Source organism: Bradyrhizobium sp. B025 (assembly GCF_042257955.1).
Classification (GTDB): Bacteria; Pseudomonadota; Alphaproteobacteria; order Rhizobiales; family Xanthobacteraceae; genus Bradyrhizobium; species Bradyrhizobium diazoefficiens.
Map to the genome: position 1 here is coordinate 5,791,016 of NZ_CP170150.1, position 23,049 is coordinate 5,814,064.

Annotated in this window: 26 protein-coding genes; 8 read left to right on the top strand and 18 right to left on the bottom strand. The window is 64.6% G+C overall.

What is annotated here, in order from left to right; all coding sequences use genetic code 11:
- Positions 1-21 precede the first annotated feature (21 nt).
- On the top strand, positions 22-246 hold the full coding sequence (locus ACE10W_RS27100) for a hypothetical protein (RefSeq protein ID WP_244635966.1): 225 nt from the start codon (positions 22-24) through the stop codon (positions 244-246).
- Between the two features lie 143 nt (positions 247-389).
- Positions 390-1,583 carry a CaiB/BaiF CoA transferase family protein gene (locus ACE10W_RS27105; RefSeq protein ID WP_375762117.1) on the top strand — a complete coding sequence of 398 codons (1,194 nt, stop codon included), beginning with the start codon at positions 390-392 and terminating at the stop codon, positions 1,581-1,583.
- A gap of 87 nt (positions 1,584-1,670) precedes the next feature.
- On the opposite strand, the gene ACE10W_RS27110 is transcribed toward ACE10W_RS27105, so the two are convergent.
- The 7 genes from ACE10W_RS27110 to ACE10W_RS27140 form a co-directional block, all read right to left on the bottom strand.
- Positions 1,671-1,943, bottom strand: a complete 273-nt coding sequence (locus ACE10W_RS27110; RefSeq protein WP_375762118.1) for a hypothetical protein — start codon at positions 1,941-1,943, stop codon at positions 1,671-1,673.
- 83 nt (positions 1,944-2,026) lie between these two features.
- On the bottom strand, positions 2,027-2,890 hold the full coding sequence (locus ACE10W_RS27115; protein ID WP_375762119.1) for a leishmanolysin-related zinc metalloendopeptidase: 864 nt from the start codon (positions 2,888-2,890) through the stop codon (positions 2,027-2,029).
- A gap of 169 nt (positions 2,891-3,059) precedes the next feature.
- Positions 3,060-3,950, bottom strand: a complete 891-nt coding sequence (locus ACE10W_RS27120) for an outer membrane protein (protein ID WP_375762120.1) — start codon at positions 3,948-3,950, stop codon at positions 3,060-3,062.
- A gap of 250 nt (positions 3,951-4,200) precedes the next feature.
- Positions 4,201-5,025 carry an outer membrane protein gene (locus ACE10W_RS27125; RefSeq protein WP_375762121.1) on the bottom strand — a complete coding sequence of 275 codons (825 nt, stop codon included), beginning with the start codon at positions 5,023-5,025 and terminating at the stop codon, positions 4,201-4,203.
- Positions 5,026-5,194: 169 nt separating this feature from the next.
- Positions 5,195-6,712 (bottom strand): tripartite tricarboxylate transporter permease, encoded by a 1,518-nt coding sequence (locus ACE10W_RS27130; RefSeq protein ID WP_375762122.1) that lies wholly within the window; start codon positions 6,710-6,712, stop codon positions 5,195-5,197.
- Between the two features lie 11 nt (positions 6,713-6,723).
- A complete protein-coding gene (locus ACE10W_RS27135) occupies positions 6,724-7,266 on the bottom strand; it encodes a tripartite tricarboxylate transporter TctB family protein (RefSeq protein ID WP_375762123.1) in 543 nt (180 codons plus the stop codon).
- A gap of 205 nt (positions 7,267-7,471) precedes the next feature.
- The gene (locus ACE10W_RS27140; RefSeq protein WP_375762124.1) at positions 7,472-8,446 is read right to left on the bottom strand and encodes a Bug family tripartite tricarboxylate transporter substrate binding protein; all 975 of its coding nucleotides are present in this window, start codon (positions 8,444-8,446) and stop codon (positions 7,472-7,474) included.
- A 291-nt stretch (positions 8,447-8,737) separates the two neighbouring features.
- Between ACE10W_RS27140 and ACE10W_RS27145 the strand changes: the two genes are divergently transcribed.
- Positions 8,738-9,091, top strand: a complete 354-nt coding sequence (locus ACE10W_RS27145) for a hypothetical protein (RefSeq protein WP_375762125.1) — start codon at positions 8,738-8,740, stop codon at positions 9,089-9,091.
- 140 nt (positions 9,092-9,231) lie between these two features.
- The gene (locus ACE10W_RS27150) at positions 9,232-9,918 is read left to right on the top strand and encodes a hypothetical protein (protein WP_375762126.1); all 687 of its coding nucleotides are present in this window, start codon (positions 9,232-9,234) and stop codon (positions 9,916-9,918) included.
- A 210-nt stretch (positions 9,919-10,128) separates the two neighbouring features.
- On the opposite strand, the gene ACE10W_RS27155 is transcribed toward ACE10W_RS27150, so the two are convergent.
- Positions 10,129-10,734 carry a hypothetical protein gene (locus ACE10W_RS27155; protein WP_375762127.1) on the bottom strand — a complete coding sequence of 202 codons (606 nt, stop codon included), beginning with the start codon at positions 10,732-10,734 and terminating at the stop codon, positions 10,129-10,131.
- A gap of 419 nt (positions 10,735-11,153) precedes the next feature.
- Here ACE10W_RS27155 and ACE10W_RS27160 point away from each other — a divergent pair, with 419 nt between their 5' ends.
- Both ACE10W_RS27160 and ACE10W_RS27165 read left to right on the top strand, forming a co-directional pair.
- A complete protein-coding gene (locus tag ACE10W_RS27160; protein WP_375762128.1) occupies positions 11,154-11,342 on the top strand; it encodes a type II toxin-antitoxin system RelE/ParE family toxin in 189 nt (62 codons plus the stop codon).
- Complete coding sequence (locus tag ACE10W_RS27165; RefSeq protein WP_375762129.1) at positions 11,314-11,655, top strand: addiction module antidote protein; 342 nt, start codon at positions 11,314-11,316, stop codon at positions 11,653-11,655. Before ACE10W_RS27160 ends, ACE10W_RS27165 begins: the two co-directional genes overlap by 29 nt.
- Before the next feature lie 9 nt (positions 11,656-11,664).
- Here ACE10W_RS27165 and gspM read toward each other — a convergent pair whose 3' ends face one another.
- Genes gspM through ACE10W_RS27210 form a run of 9 tightly spaced genes read right to left on the bottom strand, consistent with a single transcriptional unit; the run spans position 11,665 to position 19,156 of the window.
- Complete coding sequence (gspM, locus tag ACE10W_RS27170) at positions 11,665-12,255, bottom strand: type II secretion system protein GspM (protein WP_375762130.1); 591 nt, start codon at positions 12,253-12,255, stop codon at positions 11,665-11,667.
- Entirely contained in the window at positions 12,252-13,289 is a 1,038-nt protein-coding gene (locus ACE10W_RS27175; protein WP_375762131.1) for a PilN domain-containing protein, read from the bottom strand. The genes gspM and ACE10W_RS27175 overlap by 4 nt, the downstream gene beginning before the upstream one ends.
- 1 nt (position 13,290) lies before the next feature.
- Positions 13,291-14,205 (bottom strand): general secretion pathway protein GspK, encoded by a 915-nt coding sequence (locus ACE10W_RS27180; RefSeq protein ID WP_375762132.1) that lies wholly within the window; start codon positions 14,203-14,205, stop codon positions 13,291-13,293.
- Complete coding sequence (locus ACE10W_RS27185; RefSeq protein WP_375762133.1) at positions 14,202-14,906, bottom strand: hypothetical protein; 705 nt, start codon at positions 14,904-14,906, stop codon at positions 14,202-14,204. The genes ACE10W_RS27180 and ACE10W_RS27185 overlap by 4 nt, the downstream gene beginning before the upstream one ends.
- Positions 14,907-14,944: 38 nt before the next feature.
- The gene (locus ACE10W_RS27190; protein ID WP_375762134.1) at positions 14,945-15,340 is read right to left on the bottom strand and encodes a prepilin-type N-terminal cleavage/methylation domain-containing protein; all 396 of its coding nucleotides are present in this window, start codon (positions 15,338-15,340) and stop codon (positions 14,945-14,947) included.
- Positions 15,318-15,812 carry a Tfp pilus assembly protein FimT/FimU gene (locus ACE10W_RS27195; protein WP_375762135.1) on the bottom strand — a complete coding sequence of 165 codons (495 nt, stop codon included), beginning with the start codon at positions 15,810-15,812 and terminating at the stop codon, positions 15,318-15,320. The genes ACE10W_RS27190 and ACE10W_RS27195 overlap by 23 nt, the downstream gene beginning before the upstream one ends.
- Complete coding sequence (gene gspG / locus ACE10W_RS27200) at positions 15,775-16,230, bottom strand: type II secretion system major pseudopilin GspG (protein ID WP_375762136.1); 456 nt, start codon at positions 16,228-16,230, stop codon at positions 15,775-15,777. Before gspG ends, ACE10W_RS27195 begins: the two co-directional genes overlap by 38 nt.
- Before the next feature lie 23 nt (positions 16,231-16,253).
- Complete coding sequence (locus ACE10W_RS27205) at positions 16,254-17,465, bottom strand: type II secretion system F family protein (protein ID WP_375762137.1); 1,212 nt, start codon at positions 17,463-17,465, stop codon at positions 16,254-16,256.
- A gap of 5 nt (positions 17,466-17,470) precedes the next feature.
- Entirely contained in the window at positions 17,471-19,156 is a 1,686-nt protein-coding gene (locus ACE10W_RS27210; protein WP_375762138.1) for a GspE/PulE family protein, read from the bottom strand.
- A 123-nt stretch (positions 19,157-19,279) separates the two neighbouring features.
- On the opposite strand from ACE10W_RS27210, the gene gspD reads away from it, so the two are divergent.
- A complete protein-coding gene (gene gspD, locus ACE10W_RS27215) occupies positions 19,280-21,670 on the top strand; it encodes a type II secretion system secretin GspD (protein WP_375762777.1) in 2,391 nt (796 codons plus the stop codon).
- Between the two features lie 83 nt (positions 21,671-21,753).
- Positions 21,754-22,350, top strand: coding sequence for a prepilin peptidase (locus tag ACE10W_RS27220; RefSeq protein WP_375762139.1), 597 nt, complete (start codon positions 21,754-21,756; stop codon positions 22,348-22,350).
- 129 nt (positions 22,351-22,479) lie between these two features.
- Here the strand turns inward: ACE10W_RS27220 and ACE10W_RS27225 are convergent, their stop codons facing one another.
- Positions 22,480-22,956, bottom strand: a complete 477-nt coding sequence (locus ACE10W_RS27225) for a tetratricopeptide repeat protein (protein ID WP_375762140.1) — start codon at positions 22,954-22,956, stop codon at positions 22,480-22,482.
- Between the last annotated feature and the right edge of the window lie 93 nt (positions 22,957-23,049).

The window sequence follows — 23,049 nt, forward strand, 5'->3', positions numbered from 1 at the left end:
CCCATCGGAGAACAGCCAATCATGGCTTCGAAAGCCAATGCGGACGAAAGCAGCAAGGGGAACACCAAAGGGGGACGCGCCCCCTCCATGCCAATGGCCCGCGATCCTTCCGCCGCGGTGGCCGAGGAATTCGAGGCCGCCCGTCGGACGGGAACGCGGCAGGCGTTCGAGCTGTTCATAGCGCGCCACGGCGATGACCCGCTGGCCGAGCAGGCGCGTGCGGAGCTGAAACGCCTGTCGCGCTGATCCTTGCGCGGCGCGACCCGCTGCGTCAGGCCAGTCCCGGCCAGTCCTTGCATTTCGACAGGCGGCATCGGCGTCGCGGCCGTCTTGCCGCCTGACGTTTCGGCACTATGGTGGCTCCGCAATCTGTCCCGGAGCCTTTCAAGATGCCTTTTCCGCATGCCTCGGAAGCCCTGTCGCGCTTCACCGTGCTCGATCTGACGCGTGTCCGGTCCGGGCCCACCTGCGTGCGTCAGCTCGCGGACTGGGGCGCCAACGTCATCAAGATTGACGCACTGACCGAGGATGCCGGCGGCGAGCAGCCAGGCGGGCCGCGCCGGGGTTCCGACTTCCAGAATTTGCATCGCAACAAGCGGGCCATGACGTTGAACCTGAAGGACGAGCGCGGGCTCGCCGTGTTCAAGCGCCTCGCCGCCAAGGCCGACGTGGTGGTCGAGAATTTCCGTCCCGACGTGAAGAAGAAGCTCGGCATCGACTATGAAAGCCTCGCCGCGATCAATCCGCGGATCGTCTATGGCAGCATCTCCGGCTTCGGCCAGGACGGCCCCTATCACAAGCGGCCGGGCTTCGATCAGATTGCACAAGGCATGGGCGGGCTGATGTCGATCACCGGCGCACCGGGCGAAGGCCCGATGCGGGTCGGCATTCCCGTCGCCGACCTCACCGCGGGCCTGTTCTGCGCCATGGGCATCCTCACTGCGCTGCTCGAGCGCGAGGTCTCGGGCAAGGGCCAATGGGTGCAGACCTCGCTGCTGCAGGCCCAGATCTTCATGCTCGACTTCCAGGCCGCGCGCTGGCTGATGGAGAAGGAGGTCGCCAAGCAAGCCGGCAACAATCACCCGACCAGCATTCCGACCGGCGTGTTCAAGACCTCGGACGGGTACATCAATATCGCCACGACCGGCGGGCGGATCTGGGAGCGCTGTGCGCAGGCGATCGGCGCGCCGGAGCTCTACAATCATCCCGATTATGCGACGGCCCCCGCCCGCTCCAGGAATCGCGACGCGCTCAACGCCGAGATCGAGAAGCGTACCGTGACGAAGTCGACCGAGACCTGGGTCCGTGAGCTCAACGAGGCCGGCGTGCCCTGCGGGCCGATCTACGCCATCGACCAGATGTTCGAGGACGCGCAGGTCAAGCATCTCGGCATCGCGCAGGACGTGCCGAACGACGAGGGCCGGCCTATCCGCCTGGTCGGCCAGCCCGTGACGCTGTCGCGCACGCCGAGCAGGATGGTGGCGCGACCGCCGGAATTCGGCGAGCAGACCGACGAGGTGCTGAAGGAATTCGGCCTCAGTGCGGATGAGATCGCGGACCTGCATCAGCGCAAGGTGGTGTGAAAGAGCGGCAGCTCTCGCAGCCGCCTTTCCGATCCAGCTCGTCACGGCATCATGATCGGCCCGGCGCCGACGGGCTTGCGCAAGCGTCTAGATCTTGCGCAAACCGTCGAACCGCGTGTCGACATAGCGGCCAGCTGCATCGACAACCCGGCAAAGCTCTCCGCCGTCATGGTAGAGCAGAACGACCTTGGCGCCCGCTTCGAATTGCCCGGCCGGCGGCCCGCTCGGTAGACCGCGCGAGGCGTAGAACGGCTGCGATCTCGCCACCTCGTGGGTGAACTGATTGGGTGGCGGCGAGATCAGGCAGTCCGACGGGATCAATGACGACTCCGGCAGCACGATCGCTTCCGGTCGCTTCATGCCCTCCATGTTCCCTCATCCCTGAACTACGCAAGGCCTGGCGGTGCCTTAGCTTAGCAGTGCCCTGGCTTAGGAGTCCTGACTCAAGTGCCGAGGCTGTCCTCAGGCAACGTGATCGGAATCCGCCGGAGCACGATGCCTCTTGTGTTGTCGGCCTGCGCCGCAACTATTCCTGCTTCGGCCATATGGAGGTGATTGGGCAGGTGATACGGCTGAGCGGCGTCCATGTTCACTTGATAGCCGAGATCCTGCAGGCTAGCGATCGTCATCCGGCTCATCGGATTGCCGCCTTCATTGACGAAGCCGGTCATCATCTCCGCACCGAACACAGTGTCGCGCCAATGCGAGTCCACCGTCCCTTCACCGCCCGTGTTTTCGACCGGAACCGGCAATGACGTCGCGGAGCCGCGGAGCTTGCCGTATTCGTGCATAGCGTTGGCGCCGTGGAATGTCGGATTGTGCGTGCGGACCCCCTTCAACAATCTCTTGTTCGTCCAGATCGTTCCGATGCCGATCACGTGCCCCATCTCGTGCGTGATGACGTCGTTCAGGGTGCCGTCGGCTTCCATGGCGGCGAGATCGGCCGTGTCGAATTGCATGTCGCCTGTCGCAGGCAGAAACGCGGCGGCCCCGGCATTCTTCGGGCGCAGGCGGTCCGGCCCCGCCTGGCCGAGAACATTGCCGGGCCCGTCGATGTCGGTGCCTTGCGCCGTGATACGGAGATTGTTGATCCTTTCGCCGCCGACCGTGACGTCAGGCAAGTCTCCGACGATGGCGTGTGTCCACCGGTTCGCCGCAAGCTTGAAAGCGGCCTTTTGCTTATCAGTCAGTCCGCCCAGGAAGTGAACCTCGATCGTGTAGCCTCCGGCGGCTGCGGCCGCGACCGCGTGTGAAATCTCAGCACCTCTGCGAGCTCGATAGCGTTCAATAGCCATGACATTCTCCAAAAAAATGAGATCAATAAATTTCTATCTACGCTTGTATTTTGATCCTGATAAGCGTCGCTGACAAGTGAGAGAAAGCGTCATGGGGCCTGACGGTTTTCACCCAAAAGCACGAAAGCCCGGCGCGACTGCCGGGCTTTCGACTCGCAGGTGCTTCCTGCAAGGGCATCGCTCAGGTGCCGCTGAAGCGGTAGTTCAGGCCGAGGCGCAGGATGTTGTCGGTGACGTGCGAGCGATAGCCGACGACCAGCGGTGCACCGCTGAGTGCGATGACAGGCGTCGCAAGTGAGCCCGACACCGTGCCGAGATCGACATAAAGATACTCAAGCCTGGCGCTCCAATTGTCGGCGAAGGCACCTTCGACGCCGGCGCCCGCGCTCCAGCCGACCTTCATCGTGCTGCTGCCAAAGCTCGCGGCGACCGGCGTGAATGTGCCGCCGTCGGCGCCGGGGAAGCCGCCGACATTGATCGCGCTCACGCTGCCCGAGGTCGAGATGCGGCCATAAGCAAGACCGCCGGTGCCGTAGAGCAGCACGCGTGGCGTCACGGCAACGCCGAGCCGGCCGCGGACCGTGCCGAACCAGTCGAGCTTCTGGGTGAGGTTGAAGGCGACCGGCAGCGCTGGATCGAACGTGTTGTCGCCGCGATGGCCGGGCGTGCAGACGCCATCCTGCAAGCCTGCAGGCGCGCCGGCGCACAGCGCCGCAATGCTGCCCTTCTGGCCGCTGCCCTGGAAATCGGCCTCAAAGCCGACGAAAACCATCTCGCGCTGCCAGTTGTAGCCGATCTGTCCGCCGCCGCTGACGCCATTGCGATCGAACGTGCCGGCGCTCGAGCTGAGCAGCGCGCCGGCTCGGCTGTCGATGAAGTCCGCTGTCGTGGCTGAACGGCCCCATCCGTAGCCAACATTGATGCCGGCATAGAAGCCGCTCCAATTGTAGCCGGGATCGACCGCCATCGGCGGCGCCTTGGCGTAAACGTGCGGCACCGCCAGATCGGCGGCGAACGCGGACGGTGCGAGCAGCATGGCGGTCGCCGCAGCAGCCAGCAAAGTTCGTATCATCAATCTTCCCTCGAGACGTGGCGTTGCCTGTTCGCCTGCTCGAAAGATGCGCGGGCGATTCAGTGCCGCGACACTAGGGAAGAGCGCATCGCTCCGCGTCCTGCATTCGAAAGTCAATCATTCGAAGGACGCAAGTTACGAGGGCGGCGGCGCGAGGCACGCGCGAGCGATCTCGGCGATCTCGATAGCGCAGAAACGACAAAGCCCGGCGCGAGGCCGGGCTTTGCTTATGCTGACGCCTTCGTTGATCTCAGTACTTCGCAACCACCGGACCGCCGAATTTGTAGTTCACTCCGACCCGGAGAATGTTGTCGGTGATCCGCGAGCTGTAGTTGGTCGTCAACACGCCGCCGCCGAGCGCCCCAATCGCGGTGGTGAACGAATGGCTGGTGCGGCCGAGATCCATCCAGAGGTATTCGAGCTTGGCGGTCCAGTTGCCGCTGATGACGCCCTCGACGCCAGCACCGACAGTGTAGCCCACCCTGACGTCGGAGTTGGAGAACACAGCCGCAGCCGCACCGATGGTCTCCGTGGTCTTCACCTCTCCATAGGCCAGACCGCCCGTTCCATAGAACAGCACGGTCGGGGTCGCCAGGATGCCGACGCGACCACGGACGGTCCCGAACCAGCTCAGCTTCTGGTCAAGCGTGACAGGCACGGCCGGACCGGGGAACACGGCGATCACGCCGAACGTAGGCGTACAAACACCGGTGGGACAGGTGAAGACGCGGCTGCCCTTCTGATCGCTGCCCTGGATGTCGGCCTCGATGCCCCAGACCCAATTCTGCGTCTGCCAATTATAGCCGATCTGGCCGCCGCCGATGACGCCGTCCATGTTGGCGCGATCGCTGCTTGCAAACAGCACCGCACCCGCGGGCGTCGTCAAAGTGGAATCGTCTCGGGAGCGGCCCCAGCTGTAGCCGATGTTGCCGCCGATATAGAAGCCCGTCCAGTTGTAGACGGCGGCGACCATCGGCGGCGCCTTGACGTAGGGCTTTGCCGCAAGATCGGCCGCCAGTGCGCCCGTCGCGAACAGCGACATCGCCGCTGCCATTCCAATCACAATCCGCTTCATGGAAATTTCCCCTTCAGCACAATCTTGTGATCAACATATACCCGTCCCCCTGCCCAAAGGCTGTGCCGCGCCAGCAACATGCGGAAACAATCGAGCAGAGGTGGTAACGGTACCTGAACGCCACCACCCCATCTAAGCCATTGATCTGGAAAGAAGTTGGCGCACGGCGCTAACGCGATGTCGCCCTGGTCCGCTGTGTCAGTCCGACGCGGCCCAGCACCCCGTCGATGACAGGCCAGAACAGCAGCACGATCGCCAGCGTCGTGACGGAGCCGACCAGGCCGTTCGACCAGAACACCCCGAGGTTCCCGCCGGAGCCGATCATCGACAGGCGGAAGGCATCCTCGGCGCGGTTGCCGAGCACGAGGGCCAGCGTGAACGGCGCCAGTGGAATGCCGATCTTCTTGAAGACGTAACCGACGACGCCGAAGCCCAGCATCAGCCAGATGTCGAACATCGCGTTCTGGATCGCATAGGCGCCGATCGCGCAGGACACCACGATCATCGGCGCCACCGCCGCGAACGGCACGCGCAGGATCGAGGCGAAGACCGGGACCGTCGTCAGCACCAGTACGAGGCCGACGACATTGCCGAGATACATCGAGGCGATCAGGCCCCAGACGAAGTCCTTGTGCTCGACGAACAGCAGCGGGCCTGGATTGAGGCCCCACACCATCAAGCCGCCGAGCAGGATCGCCGCGGTGCCCGAGCCGGGAATGCCGAGCGCCAGCATCGGCAGCAGCGCCGAGGTGCCGGAGGCATGCGCCGCCGTCTCCGGCGCGAACACGCCCTCGATGCGGCCCTTGCCGAAGCTCTCGGGCTCCTTGGCGAAGCGCTTGGCGAGGTTGTAGCCCATGAAGGAGGCCGCGATCGCGCCGCCCGGCGTGATGCCGAGCCAGCAGCCGATGAAGGAGGAGCGCAGCAGCGTCACCCAGTATTTCGGCAGGTCCTTCCAGACCCCGAGCACGACGCGCAGCGAGATGCTGGCCGCATGTCCGCGCAGGGCGAGGCGCTCCTCCATCGTCAGCAGGATCTCGCTGATGCCGAACAGGCCGATGACAGCGACCAGGAAGTTGATGCCGCGAAGCAGGTCGGCCGAGCCGAAGGTCATGCGCAGATTGCCCGACACCGTGTCCATGCCGACGCCCGCGAGCAGCAGCCCCAGCGACATCGAGATGACAGTCTTGTGCTTGGCTTCGCGCCCGAGGCCGACAAAGGAGCAGAAGGTCAAGAGATAGACCGCGAAGAACTCGGGCGGGCCGAATTTCAGCGCAAAGGACGAGATCATCGGCGCGAGGAAGGTGATCAGGAGCACCGCGACCAGCGAGCCGACGAAGGAGGACGTGAACGCCGCCGTCAGCGCCTCCGCCGCCCTGCCCTGCTGGGCCATCGGATAGCCGTCGAAGGTGGTCGCGACCGACCAGGCTTCGCCAGGGATGTTGAACAGGATCGAGGTGATGGCGCCGCCGAACAGCGCGCCCCAATAGATGCAGGACAGCATCACGATCGCCGAGGTCGGGTCCATCGTGAAGGTGAGCGGCAGCAGGATGGCGACGCCGTTGGGGCCGCCGAGCCCCGGCAGCACGCCGACGAAGATGCCGAGCACCAGCCCGACCATCATCAGCACAAGCGTCTTCCAGGTGAGCAGGACGGCGAAGCCGTGAAGCAGGAGACCGAGAGCTTCCATCGCGATCCGTCCTAGCGCCCGAGGGCCGCTTCGAGCGGCCCTTTCGGCATGATGACGTCGAAGGCGACGTCGAAGGTGACGAACATGATCGCCGTGAACACGAAAGCGGTGAGCAGCGACTTCCACAGCGCGATCTTGCCGACGAGGCGCATGAAGCCCGCGATCAAAAGGAAGCTCGCGACGTAGAGGCCGAGGAACTGCGCGACGAGGCAGAACAGCAGCGTCGGCACGAACACCGCCATCACGCGGCGGGCCTGGGCGCGCGTGACGAAGCTGTCGGACGCCACACGCCGCGCCAGCAGCGCTGCAATCAGCCCGTAGAGACTGGCGCCGCCGAGAATGACGGACAGATAGAACGGGAAATAGCCCGGTTCGGGCCCTGTCGCATCCCAGGACGCGCCGGTGCGCCAATTGTCGTAGCCGAGCGTGACGGCGAGCGCGAGCAGAAGGAGGCAGACGACGATCTCGATCGTGCCGGAGGAGACGACAGAGGGCGAGTCGTCCTCGGGTGCGGTCGGATCGTCGACGACGATTTCGATATCGGTTTGGGACATGAGCGAACAACAAACGCTGCGGCCAATCCCCTCTCCCCGTTTGCGGGGGTGCGACGAGCTTCGCTCGCGCTGTGAGGGTTAGGGTGAATGGAAGTCTCCAAGGGGACGGCGAGAATTGAACTCGCGGAGAGTCCTCCTCACCCGGATCGCATCTTCGATGCCGTCCGACCTCTCCCCGCAAGCGGGGCGAGGTGAAGAAGACCGGCTACTTCGCGACGAATCCCGCTTCCGTCATCAGCGACTTGTTGATGGCATCGTCCTCCTCAAGGAATTGCACCATGTCCTTGCCGGTGAGGAAGATCGGCTTCAACGCCTGCTTCTCCAAATAGTCCTTGTACTCGGCGGTCTGCGTTACCTTGTGGAACAAATCGACGTAGAACGCCTGCTGCTCGGCTGTGACCTTGCCTGGCAGGAACATCGCCCGCAGCATCAGATACTGGACGTCGACGCCCTGCTCCTTGCAGGTCGGGATGTCGGCCCAGGAGTGCGTGTCCGTCACCTTGCTGGTGTAGGAGATGCGCTCCTTGTCGAACACGCAGAGCGGACGCACCTGGCCGGCTCGCCAGACCTCCAGATTCTCGGATGGATTGTTGACGTTGGCTTCGGTGTGGCTGCCGACGAGCTGGGTCGCGGCCTCACCGCCGGACTTGTAGGGCAGATAGGAGAACTTCGCGCCGGTCTTCTGCTCCAGGAACACGGTCAACACGTGATCCTCTCGCTTGGACCCAGTGCCGCCCATCTTGAACGGCGAGTTCGCAGCCTTCGCGGCGTCGATGAATTCCTTCACCGTCTTGGGCCCGGCGCTGTTGTCCCAAAGCACGAACTGGTCGAGCGCGATCACCGAGACCGGGGTCAGCTCGCGCCAGTTGAACGGAATCTTCGCCGACAGCGGCAGCATGTAGATGAGCGAATAGGCGATCAACACCTTGTTCGGATCGCCCTCGCTGGACTTCATGTACATCAGCGCTTCCGCACCCGAGGCGCCGCCCTTGAGCGAGACCACCATGGGCTGCTTCATCAGGTTGTTCTTCTGGATCGCGGCCTGCATCATCCGGGCCATCTGATCGGAGGCACCGCCCGCACCCGCGGCCACCACGATCTCGACGGGTTTGGTCGGCTCCCAGCCCGCAAAAGCTTGCGTGCCCCAAAGCGCGGCCATAAGTGCCATCGCGGTCTTCATTCGATGTTCCAAGAGCGTTTTCCCTAAGTTCTTGTTCAAATTGGTAATTTACGAACGGCCCGGTCGCCATTGTGGGGGTGAACACGGCCAAGTTCAAGCGACTCGGCAGCCCGATGAAGATAACTTTGGAATAAGATTCGAGCCGCTCCCGAGCTACATCTTGAACCACTATGCGCAGGAGGCACGAGACTATTGGGGGGCGTATTGAAGATAGGCACGCCAACTTCGGTGTTAACCTAAAAATCCTCTGCCATCATTGCAGCTGCACTATGGCACAACAGGGCTGGAACTATGCCGCGCCTTCTCTATGTCAACGAAAGATTTGGGCACGACGCTACAATAATTCTGGACAGCGGAGATGCATGTTGGATCTCGGTTGGTAAGAAAGGCGTCTTGATACGCTCTCACAAAAATAGCTTTTGGGGTGGATTGCTAGGAAGTCTGTTTGGTCCGAAGCTCTATGAGGAGCATGATGTCTATCTGGCGCTGCGCGTTGCCCTAGCTCTCAAGGCAACGTTCCGGCCGGTTTCGTTGATTGGATGCAAAGATGTGATGCTTAAAGCATTCTGCACTGCGGTCTGGCATTGCTCGTCGCCCGAGCAAGTTAAGACCGTTCTAAGCAATCCGGCGCTGCTCGAAGAGTAATATTGCTTGCCCTCAACCTGCTTCACAAGATTACATTTCTTCGCGCCCACCGAAGACGCTCAAGCGAAGCACTGCCGGTCGGCGATATGCGTCTAAGCAGCTCCCTGCTTGCGATTTTCGGTGCAACAATCGGCTGAGATATGCGTTTGAAAGCCCATTCGAACAACGATTACGAGCAGAGAAAGATGCGATGGAGAGCACGGTCGGGTGTGCCAGCCCGTGCCGCAGGCGGAATAGCGAGGGCGGCCGCGCTATCAGATAATGAGCGAAAAGAGATCGCCAAAAAGGCCGCGAAAGCGCGTTGGACGAAACGCGTGCCGCAGGCGACACACCAAGGCATTGTCCGATTTGGGGAGATCGAGATCGAGATCACAATTCTCGAAAGTGGACAGCAGGCAATCACTCAGAGGAGTTTTATGGTCGCGCTGGGCCGATCTCGAACAGCTCAGCGACGTCACGATCACAGAAGCCAAGCCAATCTACCCGCTTTTTTGACGGAGCAGAACCTTAAGCCGTTCATCGGAGAGCGGTTAGCCGTCGTAGCCAGGCAGATTGAATTCCGCACCCGACAAGGTGTGAGAGTTATCGGCTACGCAGCAGATTTCCTCTTCGAGGCCTGTAATGTCCTTGCACGTGCGCAAGGCGCCGGCGTACTCAAAGCAACTCAGCGCGATATTGCTGAGCGCGCTCGAATTATTGCAAAGGGACTGCAGCGTCATGACATGACGCGCCTCATTGGCCAAGCTACGGGTTATGAGGTCACTAGCATCTCATACGAGGTTGTAGCGGGAGAGAGCACCACGTTCAGTGGGAAGCGGTCGTACTAGACGATGACATTGGTTTACGATTTGCACGGACATGCGGGCAAGCCAGGACCAGCAGAAGGTGTTGCGTCAGCCCAGCACCTTCCGGACTAGCTTGGGTAACCAGTTGTGCAAGAGCGGGGGCGTGTGGCCAACGCCGAAGAGCCTTCTTTGCATTTCCTATTGAAGAAGCTGCGTCTTTCCCGACAAGCGAGCCGCCTCGACCGCGAGTTTTCAGAGCCTATCCGGCTCGCCGTTCTTAGGTGTCGAACGAGGCAAGAAGGAGGGAAACGACGGGTCGGCCGGACTGGGCATCGACAACGCATCCGTGGGTGCACTCGCAGGGGCCGAGCCGCGTCGCTGAAGCGCCAGAACCTCGCTGCGCGGCCCCTGTTTGAACGTCACCTCACGCGGCTGAACCTTCGTTAGGAACCAGCCGCCGAAGGATTCGCCCTGCCGGAGACGCACGACCTTCTGGTCGATGCGGTCGACCAGAATCGCGATGGCATCCCCCTCGCCCACCACGGCCCCCACGAGCAGCAGCGGTGGCAGAGCCTCGACCGGCTTGGGTGGCGACGGTGCCTGCACTTCTTCGACCGGAGCCGCAGCGACGGTGCGTGGCAACGGTCGACGCATCGCCGAGAAGATCGGGCGCTCATGGGTTGCAGTCAGCGTCGAAAGCGGCACCGACCACAGCGGATTGCCCCGAGGAAAGGGTTGGCTCGCAGCCCGCTGCGCAGGCCGCACGATCGGTCTGACCGCTCCGACATCGACAATTTCGGCGGAGGTTCCCACCAAGTCGTCGGCGAGGACATCAATGCGCGACGAGGTGGCAGCCATGGTCCCAAGCGTACCAAGAACCACGCATACCACGCTCAACCCTGTCGACCTCAGCCACCTGGACATCGCGGTTCCTCTGCGACCGGCCTCCGCAAACGGCGGCGGCAAGGCCATCGCTCAAAATTAGGCAGGTTATGCCCTGTCATCAACCCTGGTCAGACGCGCCGTGCGGATTCTCGGCTCGCCGACACCTTCGATGGCGAGTTCTCCGGCACCATCACCAGCTATCCAGGCAAGGGCGGGTTCAAATACAGCTGGTGAACTCAGGTATCTATCTCCCAAACGAAAACCATTCTCTCAGGTGTCCATAACTGTACCCTATAGGATACCTATCCTTGATGTGTAGAAGACTGACGAATTCGATCAATGGCTGGCCGCGCTCAGAGACATACATCGAACGGTCGCGAAGATCGCCATCCATGGGCAATGCAAACGACGTGAAGGCCGCGGGCGCGGGAGTCAGTGGGCTGCGCGTCGACTGTAGGCCGGGTTACCGCGTGTATTACAACCAAGTCGGTAACAGGATTGTGTTGATCCTTTGCGGCGGAGACAAGTCGACCCAGGACCGGGACATCAGACATGCCAAAGCGATTGCAGCCCAGCTCTAAGCAGAGCTTGAAGGTAAGAGTAACTAAGTTTGATGCAGGGGATTATCTGAAGACACCGATGGCGATTGCCGCATATCTCACTGAAGCCTTCGAGACAAATGACCACGCTTATATCTGTAACGCACTCGACACCGCAGCTCGCGCGAAGGGGATGGGTGACATCTCGAAAGCGACCGGCCTCTCTCGTAAGAGTCTCTACAAAACGTTCAAAGAGACCGCAAAACCTGAATTCGAGACCGTCCGCAAGGTAATGAACTCGCTCGGCGTCAAATTGGTAGCCGAGCCCATCGATGATCAGCAGAAAGTGGCTTGATCGCTCGCCCTACTTCCCCGCCTGCCACTGGCCGGAGACGCCCAGGATCACCCTGACACGGCCGCTGGGCGCATCGCCGAGCGCGGTGGTCTGCGGCACCTGGACGTCGAGCAGGTCGACGAACAGGAACGGCATGCCGGCCTCGAGATCGTAGAGCAGCTTCTGCAGCGCGGGCTGCTCTAGCTCGCAGCTCACAACGAGGCCGACGAAGCCGTCCTTCACCTGCGCGCCGGTGACGTCGACCTGCGAGGACTGCACCGAGCCGCCGACATTGCCGACGGCGGCGGCCACCCGCTGCAACAGATTGGCGCCCGCGACCGTCACGGTCGGCCCTTCCAGGAACGGCGTGCCGGGATGCTCGGCCGGCGACGTCGCGGCGTTCTTGGCGCCGTTCTTGCGGCCGCGCAGCTGATCGAGCAGGTCGGAGCTCTCTGCCAGCGCGTGGCGGTGAGCGATGACGTCGGCGATCGAGAGGCCGGCCATCAGCAACAGCCCGCCGGCGATGGCGATGTAGAGCGAGACCGCAACCAGCGGCGAGCCCGCAAGCGCCCGCGCCACGGCGTTTCCGCTCGCAACCTTGCTGCCCATGACACTGTTCATGGCGCGTTCCTCGGTTCGATCTGCGCCTCGATGTGGAAGCGCTCGCCGGGATCGGAGGGGCTGCGGGTCGTCGGGGCGTAGAAGGTCGCGCGGGTAAAATGCTGGGACTGCTCGATCAGCGGGATCAGCGACGGCGCATCGCGGGTAATGCCGCCGATCTGAATCTTGTTGCCGGCAACATGCAGCTCGGTGACATAGGTGTGATCGGGCAGCAGCCGGCTCAGCGACTCCAGCACGATCACGCTCGCCGCCGTCTCGTATTTGCGCCGCTCGAGCAGGGCGAGCGGCGAGCGCTCGCCGCCGTCACTGCCGCGCAGCGCGGCGCGGCGCTGGGTGATCTGCCGTTCGAGCTCGCTCTGCTGCGTGCTGAGGCTGCCGGCCAGATAGCTTGCCGCGACCGAGCCGGTCACCGCGGCGACCGCGGCAAGCGCCAGAACGGCTTGCAGCGTGCGGCTCAGCCGCACGGGATCGACGGCGCCGCGCGATTTCTGCTCGAACACCTTGATGCGCGGGCCATCGGCCGCCTCCGTCACGATCGCGATCGCCGAGGGATGGAAGCCCATGAGCGCCTCGACATAGCCCATCGCCAGCCGGCGCGGCGCCGCGGCGATCTCGGTGGTGATGCTCTCGCTGCCATGCGCCACCGGCGGACTGCACCCGAACACCGCCTCGGTGGCGCTCCACGGCGTCAGCCGGTCGATCTGGGCCCGCACGATGCCGTCGAGGAAATCGGCCGCGCGGGCCGGCAGCTCCAGCGGGCGAAACAGGAAGCGCGTCGGCTGCAGCACGATCTCGATGCGGCTGCCGCGGACGATCTGGGCGAGGTTGGCGCCCGCGAACTTGCCGTCCTCGAAGGTGAGCTCCTTAGGGGCGTTCTCCGACTTCGAGGCCTCCAGCGCGAACGCGCCGGTCCCGGTCTCGACCAGCCGCACCAGGCGCGGCGCCACCACCCGCTCCAGGGCGGCAACCATCGTGCCGGCCACGGTGCCGGTCCAGGCGTCGAGAATGCCGCGAAGGGAATTGAGCGAGCTCATCTCACAGAGGCTTTCCGGCAGAGCCGTCGAAGGCGTTGTGCCATGACAATACACGATAGGGCTCATCGCCGCTTTCGAGAAGCAGGATGACGATTTCGGCCGAGCTGCGGCGATGCGACGGCGCCTCGACGGCGACCGTCATCCGGTACGCCTTCGAGCCCTCGATCGTCGCATTGGCGCTGCCGGCGAGCCCGACCAGGGAGCGCGGGTCGACCTTGGGATCGGCGCGGTCGCGCAGCACCTGCTGCAGCGTCTCCGGCGTCATGCCGGGGAGCGCCGCTACCACCTGCGGCGCGGCATCGAGCACGTTCACGGTGCGCATGTTGCTGAACACGGTGACGAACGGCATCACGCGCTCCACCACGGCGGACGGAATGCCGCGCACCAGCCAGAGCTCGTCGCAGTGCGGAAACGGCGCGTGACGCGGCAAGTACGGTGCGCCTAGCGTGCGATAGTAGGAATCCTCCGGATTGTCCTGTCCGGACTCCGTCGACGAGCGCCAGGCCAGGATCCGGTCGGCATAGACGGGCGCATCGCTCGCGGAGACGCCGAGCGCGCTCATCAGGCCGGCGAGCATCGGCTTCGGCGCCATGTTGAGGTCGACGCGCGCAGCCTCCGAGCGGAACGTCACGCTCACCCGGCCGGCGCCGACCCGGGCATTGAAGGTGCCGCTGGTCGGACGCGCCGCTTCGTTCTGTGCCGTCAGCCGGTAGGCGGCGAGCTCGAGCCCGGCATTCACCAGCGCGTCGGCCTGCAGCCGGTCGGCGTTGACGGCGACCGTCACCGCGGTGTTGGTGACATAGGTCAGATAGATCAGCGCCAGCGCGGCCAGCGCCGCCAGCATCCAGAGCACCGCGACGACGATGAAGCCGCGGCCATCATCCAGCGTCGCATGGTCGGGCCTCGCGCCGCTCACAGCTGCTGCTCCTCTTTCGGCGGTTGTTGCGGCCGGGTTCCCGCCGCCACACAGGTCACCGGATTCTTGGCCCGCGCGCATTCGGCCGGTGCCGTGATGTGCGGGATCGCCGCGCCCGACACCGCCAGCACCTGCCCGCTGGCGCCGTCACGCACGGTGATGCGGATGCGGGCCGGCAGTTGCGGCTGGCCGCGCCAGGTCGGCTGCCACTGACCGTCCTGCCCGGCATAGGCGAAGCTGACGCGGAACGGTGCCCGAATCAGCACGACCTGGTCGACGAAGCGGATCTGTCCGTCCGTCGGCATCGGCTGGAACGGTGCGCGCTCACGCACCAGCGCGAGCCCCTGCGCGTCGGCCTTCTCGATCAAGCGGATGAATTCGAGCCCGGGACGCGCGCTCGGGCCGAGCGCGGTGCGCAGGAACGTCGCCGACAATTCGGCGCCCTCGAACAGCGGCGCCTTGGCATCGCCGTTGACCGTCATCTGCTCGGCGACCGACAGGTCGGCGATGATTCGGTCGAGCCCGGTCGCGAGCCGCTCGGCGCGCTGCACGCGGGCGATGCCGCGGTTCCAGTTCGGCAGCCATTGCGCCGTCACTGTCGCGAGTGTCGCCAGGATGACGGTCATCAGCAGCGTCGCGAGCAACACTTCGAGCAGGGTGAAGCCCGCCTCATCGGCGAGTGCGCGGCGCAGGCGCTTCATGGCCAGGCCTTCAATAGAGCCTTTGATAGAAAAGGCCTTCACTGCGACGCCCTCGGCACCAGCTTCACCGTCGTCACCTGGATCGCAGCGCCGTCGGCGCGCTGGAGGCGCAGATTGACGGCCATCGGCACGAAGCGATCGGTCTCGGGATTGCCGCCCGTCACGCTCATCGGCGCAACATCGACGCGCCAGCGGCTGCCGGCGAGTTCGCCACTCTGCCGCCCCGGTTTCAGCAAGGACCGCGCCGGCAGGTTCGTAAGCAGGGTCTCGGCCGTGCCGGCGAGCACGAGACGCTGGTCGATCGCACGCGTGCCCTTCACGGTCGTGGCGATGACCGAGCCGATCGTCCCGAGCACGACGGCGATGATCGCGAGTGCGACCAGCGCCTCGATCAGCGTGAAGCCGGCGGCATCAGAGCAGCTTCTGCGGGACAATCTCGACGCCTCCGGTCAGCCAGTTGACGCGCACCTCATAGCCCATGCCAGGCCGAGCCAACGCTATCGTTCCCCCGCACGACATGCCCGACGGAAAGAAGTCGATCGACCGCCCCGCTGCGCGATCGGCGCAACGCGAGGCCAGCATCGCCTGCATGACCACGTCGCCCGGCAGGCGGATGGTCCGCCCGGTGACGCCGGAACGGATCGCGCGCGCCTCCGCGTCGACCTGCGTCGTCACCCTGACCTGCCGACGCAGCGCCGCGCTGCGGTCGGCCTTCAGCAGCGCCGCGGTCTCGACCGCGTAGCTTTCCAGCCTCGCCCGGGTCGTCGAGCGCGGGATCGCCGGCAGGATGATCGCCGCGAGCAGGCCGATGATCGCGAGCACGCACAGTATCTCGATCAGCGCGAAGCCGCGCGCATCGCGGAGGGCTTCAGCGCGTGCCGCTGACAATGTCGGCTGCCGTTCCACTGCCGCCTTCCTGGCCGTCCGATCCGAGCGAAATGATCTCGTAGGGTGCGCTCGCGCCCGGCGAACGATAGACGTAGATGTGGCCCCACGGATCGCTCGGCACCACGCCGCCGCGCAAATAGGGCCCGTTCCAGCCAGACTGGTTGGTGTTGCGGGTCAGCGCAGCGAGGCCCTCATTGGACGTCGGATAGCGGCCTAGATCGAGAAAATAGAGATCGAGCGCGCTGGAAAAACTCTCGATCTGGATCTTCGCCGCCTTCGCCTTGGACTCGCTGAGATAGTTCAGCACGCGCGGGCCGACCAGCGCCATGATCATCCCGATGATGGTGATGACGACCAGCATCTCGACCAGGGTGAAGCCTGCTTCCCCTCGGCCGGCGCGCCGCCGACCGCGGCTTGCTGATGGATGTTTGGTCACTTCAAGCTTCTCCCGTTCCCTGCCTATCCGACAATCTGGCTCACCGACATCAGCGCCGTCATCACCGAGGTGATCAGGCCACCGACGACCAGCGAGATGGCGATGATCGCCGCCGGTCCCGCCATGCCGACGGCGCGGTCCAGCGTACGCTGCAACTTGGCCTCGTAGAATTCGGCGACCCGCCCGGACAGCATCGGCAATTGCCCGGTCTCGTCGCCGAGCCGGAGCATGCGCACCGCCATCGCCGGCAACGCCGCGGTCTCGGCCAGCGCATCGGAAAGTTTCGAGCCGTGGCGGACGCGGTCGGCGGCCTCGCTCCAGACCGTGGACGGGCCGGTCGTGGCCATCATGTCGATGAGGATGCGCAGCGTGGTGGTGAGAATGACGCCGCTGCCGAGCAGCAGGCCGAGATTACGGCAAAACAGCGCCGTGCGATACGCGCTCATGATGTTGCGGATCGCCGGCAGCCGCGTGATCGCATTGGTGATGCCGCGGCGGATACGCTCCTGCCGCAGCAGAAGCCATGTCGCGGCGATGACGGTCGCAAGGCCGGCCAGCACCACATCGGAATTGCCGCGCAGGAAGGTCGAGATGTTGAGGAAGACACCGACGACCGGATCGACCTTGGCACCGAAATCCTGCAACACGGATGCGAACTGCGGCAGCACGAAGGTGAGAAAGAACAGCAGCACGCAGCCGGCCGCGCCGAGCACGAACAAGGGATAGCGGATCGCATCCGACAGCCGGCGCCGCAAGGCCTCGCTGCGCGCGCGTTCCCCGGCCAGCACCTCCAGAACCTGATCGAGGGACCCCGAGGCCTCGCCGACCCGCACCAGCGCGATGTACATCGGCGGAAACAGCCCCTCATGCCGCGCCAGCGCCTCGGCAAAGCTCTCGCCCGAGACGACGCGGGAACAGATGTCGGCAACGACCGGCCGCAGCCGGCCGAAATCGGGATCGGCCGCGAGCAGCTCCAATCCGTCATTGATGCGGGCGCCGGCCCGCAACAGCAGCGCGAGGTCGCGGGTGAAGATGGTGACGTCTTCCGGCTTCGGCCTGTTGAACAGGCTGGTCACGCGGCCGGCCGCGCCGCCCTCCTCCGGCGTGACGTTGTCGACGAGGACGAGACCGAGCCGCTCGATCCGCTGCGCGACGTCGCTCGCCGCGGGCGCGGCGATGGCGCCGGAGACCAGTTCGCCGTTGGCGTTGAGCGCGCGGTAACGATAGTTCGGCATGGGCGTCAGCGCACCGTCGTGACGCGGAAGACCTCGGGCACGGTGGTGAGCCCGGCCCGGCATTTGGCCACCGCGTCCTCCAGCATCGTGGTCATGCCGCCCCGCATCGCGGCGGCGTCGATCGAATGGGAATCGGTCTGCGGTCCAACCAGCGCGCGCACCTCGTGGGACATTTCGAGGATCTCGAACACGCCGTTGCGGCCGCGATAGCCGGTGCCGCCGCAGCGCTCGCAGCCGCCGGCCTCATGCACCACCTCGCCGCATCTGAAGCCGATCACCGCAAGGCGCGGGTCCTTGGCAAGATCGGCCTCGGTCAATGCATGCGGCACCTTGCACCGGTCGCAAAGCATGCGCACCAGGCGCTGCGCCACCACCGCGCGCAGCGTCGACTTCAGCAGGAAGCCCTCGATGCCGAGATCGATCAGGCGCGGGACGGCGGCTGCCGCGGTCTCGGTGTGCAGCGTGGTCAGCACGAGATGACCGGTCAGCGCGGCATGGATCGCAATATGGGCGGTCTCGGCGTCGCGGACCTCGCCGACCATGATCACGTCGGGGTCCTGGCGCACGAAAGCGCGCATCGCCGAGGCGAAGGTCAGGCCGATCGACGGCTTGACCTGGGACTGATTGATGCCGGGAATCTCGTATTCGACGGGATCCTCGATGGTGAGAATCTTTCGCGTCGGCTCGTTCAGGATCGACAGCATGGTCGCAAGCGTCGTGGTCTTGCCGCTGCCGGTCGGGCCCGTCACGACGATCATGCCGTGCGGCATCGCTAGGAGCCGAGTCATCACGCTCTCGTCGCGTGCGGCGAGGCCAAGCTTGCTCATCTCCAGGAGGCCGCGGTCGCGTGGCAAGAGGCGGATGACGGCGCTCTCGCCGTGCTGCGTCGGCATGGTCGCGACGCGGACGTCGATCTCGCTGCGCCCGACGCGCACGCGCGCGGCGCCGTCCTGCGGCAGCCGCCGCTCTGCGATGTTGAGGCTGGCGAGAATCTTGATACGCGAGATCAACGCCTGCGGCGGAATGCCGTGTGGCGATGGCAGTGCGCGCAAGAGGCCGTCGACGCGCATGCGCACCGCAAGTCCGGCGCGGAACGGCTCGACATGGATGTCGCTCGCGCGCAAGTCCACCGCGCGCTCCAGGAGATCGTTGAGCGCGCGCACCACCGGCGCACCGCTGGCGAGATCGCGCAGGCTTTCGATGTCGTCGTCGGACTGCTGCTGCAATCGGACGCCTTCGTCCGCATTTGCTTCGGCGGCGCCGGTTCTTTGGTCGAGAGCTGTCGTAATATCTTCATATGACGCGACGACAATGCCGACCCGCGTGCCGAAGACAATCTCGGCGGCGCGGATGGCGGCGGCATCCAAAGGATCGGCAATCGCTATTCCATAAGTTCCGCTCGAAGAGCGGAATGGAAATATGGTCGATTCCCGCAGGAATCTATGTGAGAAGCCGTCGAGGCAAGGCGTGATTGACAGTAACTGCGGAAGACCCAGCCGCGGAAGTCGAAAATATTCCGAGACCTCGTCAGCAAATTCGGCTGACGAGAGGTCCATCTTCTCCCACAGCTCGCGGAGCGACCGACCAGATCCGGCATCTGTCGGACCAGCGAGGCGCGCAAGCGCGCGTGACGGTAGCGAGTGCTTTGCGAGAAGATGCTGTTTGAAGGTGTCGACCGCGACGTCTTGCATGACCTTCACCGCACCACGCTTGTTAGTAACACATCCATCCGGCCCGCTCACGACCATGGAGTCCACGATAGGTTTACTAGCAAGAAATGGCAGCGACGCAAATTTTGGCGCATACGATCCATGATGGATCAGACACATTTTTCGGCCACTCGAAGCGGCAGTCGTCATATTTTGTTCAAATTACTCCAGCCGCTCTTGCGCCTCCGCTCAGCGTTGCCTGGAGCGCTCATCCTGTTGTCGTCCGGTTTCTTGCTCGGTGCGTGCATCGTCACCGCCGATCAATCGATCGAAGCGGATCCAAAGGATCCGCGTGCCCAGGACATCGCCGACAAGATCCGCTCCCTCGATCTGCAGCCGCGGCAAGCTACGGACACGGGCGCGAGCGGCATTGCCCAGACGAAATCGTCCAAGCCCGCGATATACCTCAGCGATGGCACAACGCCGCAAGGCGGCACGCTGGCCGAGCGCGATGATGGCGGCGGCAGCGGCTATGACCTCAATTTCGAGAATGCGCCGGTCGCCACCGTGGCTAAGGTCGTTCTTGGCGATGTATTGAACGTCGGCTACACGATCGACCCGCGCGTGCAGGGGACCGTGACGCTGGCCTCTGTGCGCCCTGTCCCGAAGGCAGATGCGCTCTACGTGCTGGAGAACGCGCTACGCATGTCCGGCGTCGCGCTGGTCCGTGACCGCACCGGCTATCGGCTGCTCCCGGCGCCGGAAGCCGGCCCGGGCGGTGTCGATCGTTCGGTGAACGCCGCGGCAGGCCAGGGCGTCACGGTGGTGCCGCTGCGCTATGTCTCGGCGCAGAACATCTTCAAACTGCTCGACGCCTTCGGCGTGAAGGCTTCGACCATGCGTCCCGACAACGCCCGCAACACGCTGATCGTCAGCGGCAGCGGTAGCGATCGTGCGACCGCGGTCGACACCATCCTCTCCTTCGACGCCGACTGGATGCGCGGACAATCCGTCGGCATCTTCCCGGTGCGCAATTCCTCGCCGGAGCCGGTCATCATTGAGATCGAGAAGATCATGGATTCCGGTGAAGGCGGCATGAGCCAGAGCGTGATCAAGTTCCAACCGATCTCGCGGCTCAACTCGATCCTAGTGGTGAGCCAGAAGCCCGAATATCTTAAGCGCGCCCAGACGTGGATCGCGCGGCTCGATCGCTCCGACACCGACGGGGTGAACCTGAAGTCCTATCCGCTGCGCTACGGCAATTCCAAGCTGATCGTGGCGCTGCTGAATGAGATGCTGCTCAACCAGGGCTCGGCGAGCAGTTCGACGCTCGACAACGCGTCGAGCCAGATAGCGCCTGGCGCCGGGATGTCGACGACGTCCTCCAGCAATCCCGTGGCGTCGCTGAGCGCACTGCCGACTGCTGCCGCGGGTGCGGCAACGCCGGTCACCACGCCTGCGGGATCATCCTTCAGCGCCCGTCCCACGCCGGCCGCCGCCGCGACACCTGCGCAAGACAATGGCCTCGGCGGACCCGCGGGCGGCGGGGCCAAGCCCGGCCTCAACGGCATCCTCCAGAACGTGCGGATCACCGCCGACGTCACCAACAATGCCGTGCTCGTCTACGCCAACCAAGAGGCACAGCGCATCGTCGAGCAGACCATCCGGCAGATCGACCGGCCGCAGCGCCAGATCGCCATCGAGGCGACGATCGCCGAGGTGACGCTGAACGACCAGCTGAATTATGGCGTGCAATTCTTCCTGGCGAGCAAGCAGGGCTCGATCTCCAACACCATAACGGGCATCAGCAACAGCGCCACGATCGGCAGCAACACCGAGCCGGCCAGCAACCCGGTCAATGCCGCCGCCGGCGCCCTGCTCGGCCGCGCGCTGCCGGGCTTCAACTTCCTGATCGGCTCCGAAAACTCGCCGCGCGTCGTGCTCGACGCATTGCACGGCATCACCAACGTCAAGGTGCTGTCGAACCCGTCGCTGGTTGTGCTGGACAACCAGACCGCGACCTTGCAGGTCGGCGACCAGGTGCCGTTCTCGACGGGCACGGCGACCGTGCTGACCGCCAACAACACCGTGGTCAACACCATCGACTACAAGAACACCGGCATCATCCTGCGGGTGCTGCCGCGCGCCAACGCCAACGGCAACGTCGTGCTCGACATCGAGCAAGAGATATCGAGCGTGGCCGCCGGCAGTGCCAATTCGTTGACGCCGACGATCTCGCAGCGCCGGGTCAAGAGTTCGATCGCGGTGACGAGCGGGCAGACCGTGCTGCTCGCCGGCCTGATCAGCGAGACCGAGAACAGGCAGCGCCAGGGCCTGCCGATCCTGGATTCCATTCCCGGCATGGGCGATGCTTTCTCGCATCAGACCAACGCGCGCAACCGCACCGAGTTGATCCTGTTCATCCGCCCGACCGTGATCAAGGATGGCGTCGATGCGCACGTCATCGCCGAGGAGATGCGCAGCAAGATGAACGGCCGTATCGTCGGGACCAGCAATCCCGTGGTCACCGTGAGCCCGCCCGGGGCGGCGCGCTAGAGCATGATCCGGACCCGAAGGGCCGCGTTAGCGCAAAGTGCGCAGCGGTTTTACGGAAAGATCATGCCCAGAAAGCAACAACCGTGACAGACCGGATTGTGAACAACGGCACCGGCGCTCCGCTCGGACTCGGCATCGCCCTGCTGCTGGGGGTGTTCGCGAGCCTCGTCACCGCGCCGGGGGCGGAAGGGCTGTACGCTGCGTTTCTAGCTGCCCTGATGCTGGCGATCGCCGCGCACGATGCCCGCCACTATCTCATTCCGAACGAGCTGACGGGCACCGCTTTCGCGCTCGCCCTGCTCCGCGCCGGGGCGCCCGCGCCCGACATCGGCTTGGAGGCGCTGCTTTGGCCGCTCGGCCGTGCCGCCGCCGTGGCGCTGCCGCTGCTGCTGCTGATGGCGCTCTACCGCCGCTGGCGCGGCCGTGACGGGCTAGGGCTTGGCGACGTCAAGCTCGCCGCGGTGTGCGGTGCCTGGCTCGATCTTGTGACCGTGACCGCCGTCATCGAGCTTGCGGCGCTGCTCGCGATCACCGCCTATGTCGCCAATGCAGCATTGCGAAAGAAACCGCTGCGCGCCACCGCTTTTCTGCCGTTCGGATTGTTCCTGGCCCCGGCGATCTGGCTCGGTTGGCTGGGCGAAAGCTGGTACGCGAACTGGCTCGGCGGCTGGCCCGCCTAAGGCGCGGTTATCGCGGAAGGCCTCGTCATTCCGGCGCACGCCGTCTACTATGTATGGGGTTGTTTTCGCACTTTTTTGTATGGGGCACCGTTCGGGAGCGCGGACGGCCGGGCCTGCCTAGGCAGGCCGTCAGTGCTCGCGGCTCGGCGCCCATTCCAGCGCCCGCAGACGGGCCTCGGCGATCTCTCCGCGCGTCATCTTGGTAGTGACGGCATCGCGGATCCGGGCCCGCGCCTCGCGCGCGGGCGGAGGCGCTGCCGCCGTCGACAGGTTGAGCCATTTGGAGGCCTCGACGATGTCCTGCGGCACGCCAAAACCACGGTCGTAGAGCAGGCCCAGGGAATATTGGGCACGGCTGTCGCCCTGCTCAGCCGCGCGGCGGTACCACATCGCAGCTTCCGTATAGTTCTGCGGCACGCCACGCCCGGTCTCGAACAGGAAACCGAGATAGGTCTGCGCCGCCGCGTTCCCGCGCTCGGCGATCGGAATGAAGATGCGGGAGGCCGCAGCATAGTCCTGGCGCTGGAACGCGGAGACGCCCTGGCGAAGCGATTGGGCCTCGGCACCGGTAGCGCTCCCGAGAATCCAGCCAGCAAGAACGAGCAACGCTAGCGCGCGGCGAGGCGGCCGACCCCGGAGGTTCGCTGCCTGATCGGGCCCAACCTTCCTTATCATCCTGCCCTCCTGTCGACTACGGCA

What these genes read in the sequence shown, in the direction of transcription:
- ACE10W_RS27100 (WP_244635966.1), top strand. Translation starts at nt 22, where the DNA reads ATGGCTTCGAAAGCCAATGCGGACGAAAGCAGCAAGGGGAACACCAAA.
- ACE10W_RS27105 (WP_375762117.1), top strand. Translation starts at nt 390, where the DNA reads ATGCCTTTTCCGCATGCCTCGGAAGCCCTGTCGCGCTTCACCGTGCTC.
- ACE10W_RS27110 (WP_375762118.1), bottom strand. Translation starts at nt 1,943, where the DNA reads ATGAAGCGACCGGAAGCGATCGTGCTGCCGGAGTCGTCATTGATCCCG.
- ACE10W_RS27120 (WP_375762120.1), bottom strand. Translation starts at nt 3,950, where the DNA reads ATGATACGAACTTTGCTGGCTGCTGCGGCGACCGCCATGCTGCTCGCA.
- ACE10W_RS27125 (WP_375762121.1), bottom strand. Translation starts at nt 5,025, where the DNA reads ATGAAGCGGATTGTGATTGGAATGGCAGCGGCGATGTCGCTGTTCGCG.
- ACE10W_RS27130 (WP_375762122.1), bottom strand. Translation starts at nt 6,712, where the DNA reads ATGGAAGCTCTCGGTCTCCTGCTTCACGGCTTCGCCGTCCTGCTCACC.
- ACE10W_RS27135 (WP_375762123.1), bottom strand. Translation starts at nt 7,266, where the DNA reads ATGTCCCAAACCGATATCGAAATCGTCGTCGACGATCCGACCGCACCC.
- ACE10W_RS27140 (WP_375762124.1), bottom strand. Translation starts at nt 8,446, where the DNA reads ATGAAGACCGCGATGGCACTTATGGCCGCGCTTTGGGGCACGCAAGCT.
- ACE10W_RS27145 (WP_375762125.1), top strand. Translation starts at nt 8,738, where the DNA reads ATGCCGCGCCTTCTCTATGTCAACGAAAGATTTGGGCACGACGCTACA.
- ACE10W_RS27150 (WP_375762126.1), top strand. Translation starts at nt 9,232, where the DNA reads ATGCGTTTGAAAGCCCATTCGAACAACGATTACGAGCAGAGAAAGATG.
- ACE10W_RS27155 (WP_375762127.1), bottom strand. Translation starts at nt 10,734, where the DNA reads ATGGCTGCCACCTCGTCGCGCATTGATGTCCTCGCCGACGACTTGGTG.
- ACE10W_RS27160 (WP_375762128.1), top strand. Translation starts at nt 11,154, where the DNA reads ATGGGCAATGCAAACGACGTGAAGGCCGCGGGCGCGGGAGTCAGTGGG.
- ACE10W_RS27165 (WP_375762129.1), top strand. Translation starts at nt 11,314, where the DNA reads ATGCCAAAGCGATTGCAGCCCAGCTCTAAGCAGAGCTTGAAGGTAAGA.
- gspM (WP_375762130.1), bottom strand. Translation starts at nt 12,255, where the DNA reads ATGAACAGTGTCATGGGCAGCAAGGTTGCGAGCGGAAACGCCGTGGCG.
- ACE10W_RS27175 (WP_375762131.1), bottom strand. Translation starts at nt 13,289, where the DNA reads ATGAGCTCGCTCAATTCCCTTCGCGGCATTCTCGACGCCTGGACCGGC.
- ACE10W_RS27185 (WP_375762133.1), bottom strand. Translation starts at nt 14,906, where the DNA reads ATGAAGCGCCTGCGCCGCGCACTCGCCGATGAGGCGGGCTTCACCCTG.
- ACE10W_RS27205 (WP_375762137.1), bottom strand. Translation starts at nt 17,465, where the DNA reads ATGCCGAACTATCGTTACCGCGCGCTCAACGCCAACGGCGAACTGGTC.
- ACE10W_RS27210 (WP_375762138.1), bottom strand. Translation starts at nt 19,156, where the DNA reads ATGCAAGACGTCGCGGTCGACACCTTCAAACAGCATCTTCTCGCAAAG.
- gspD (WP_375762777.1), top strand. Translation starts at nt 19,280, where the DNA reads ATGGATCAGACACATTTTTCGGCCACTCGAAGCGGCAGTCGTCATATT.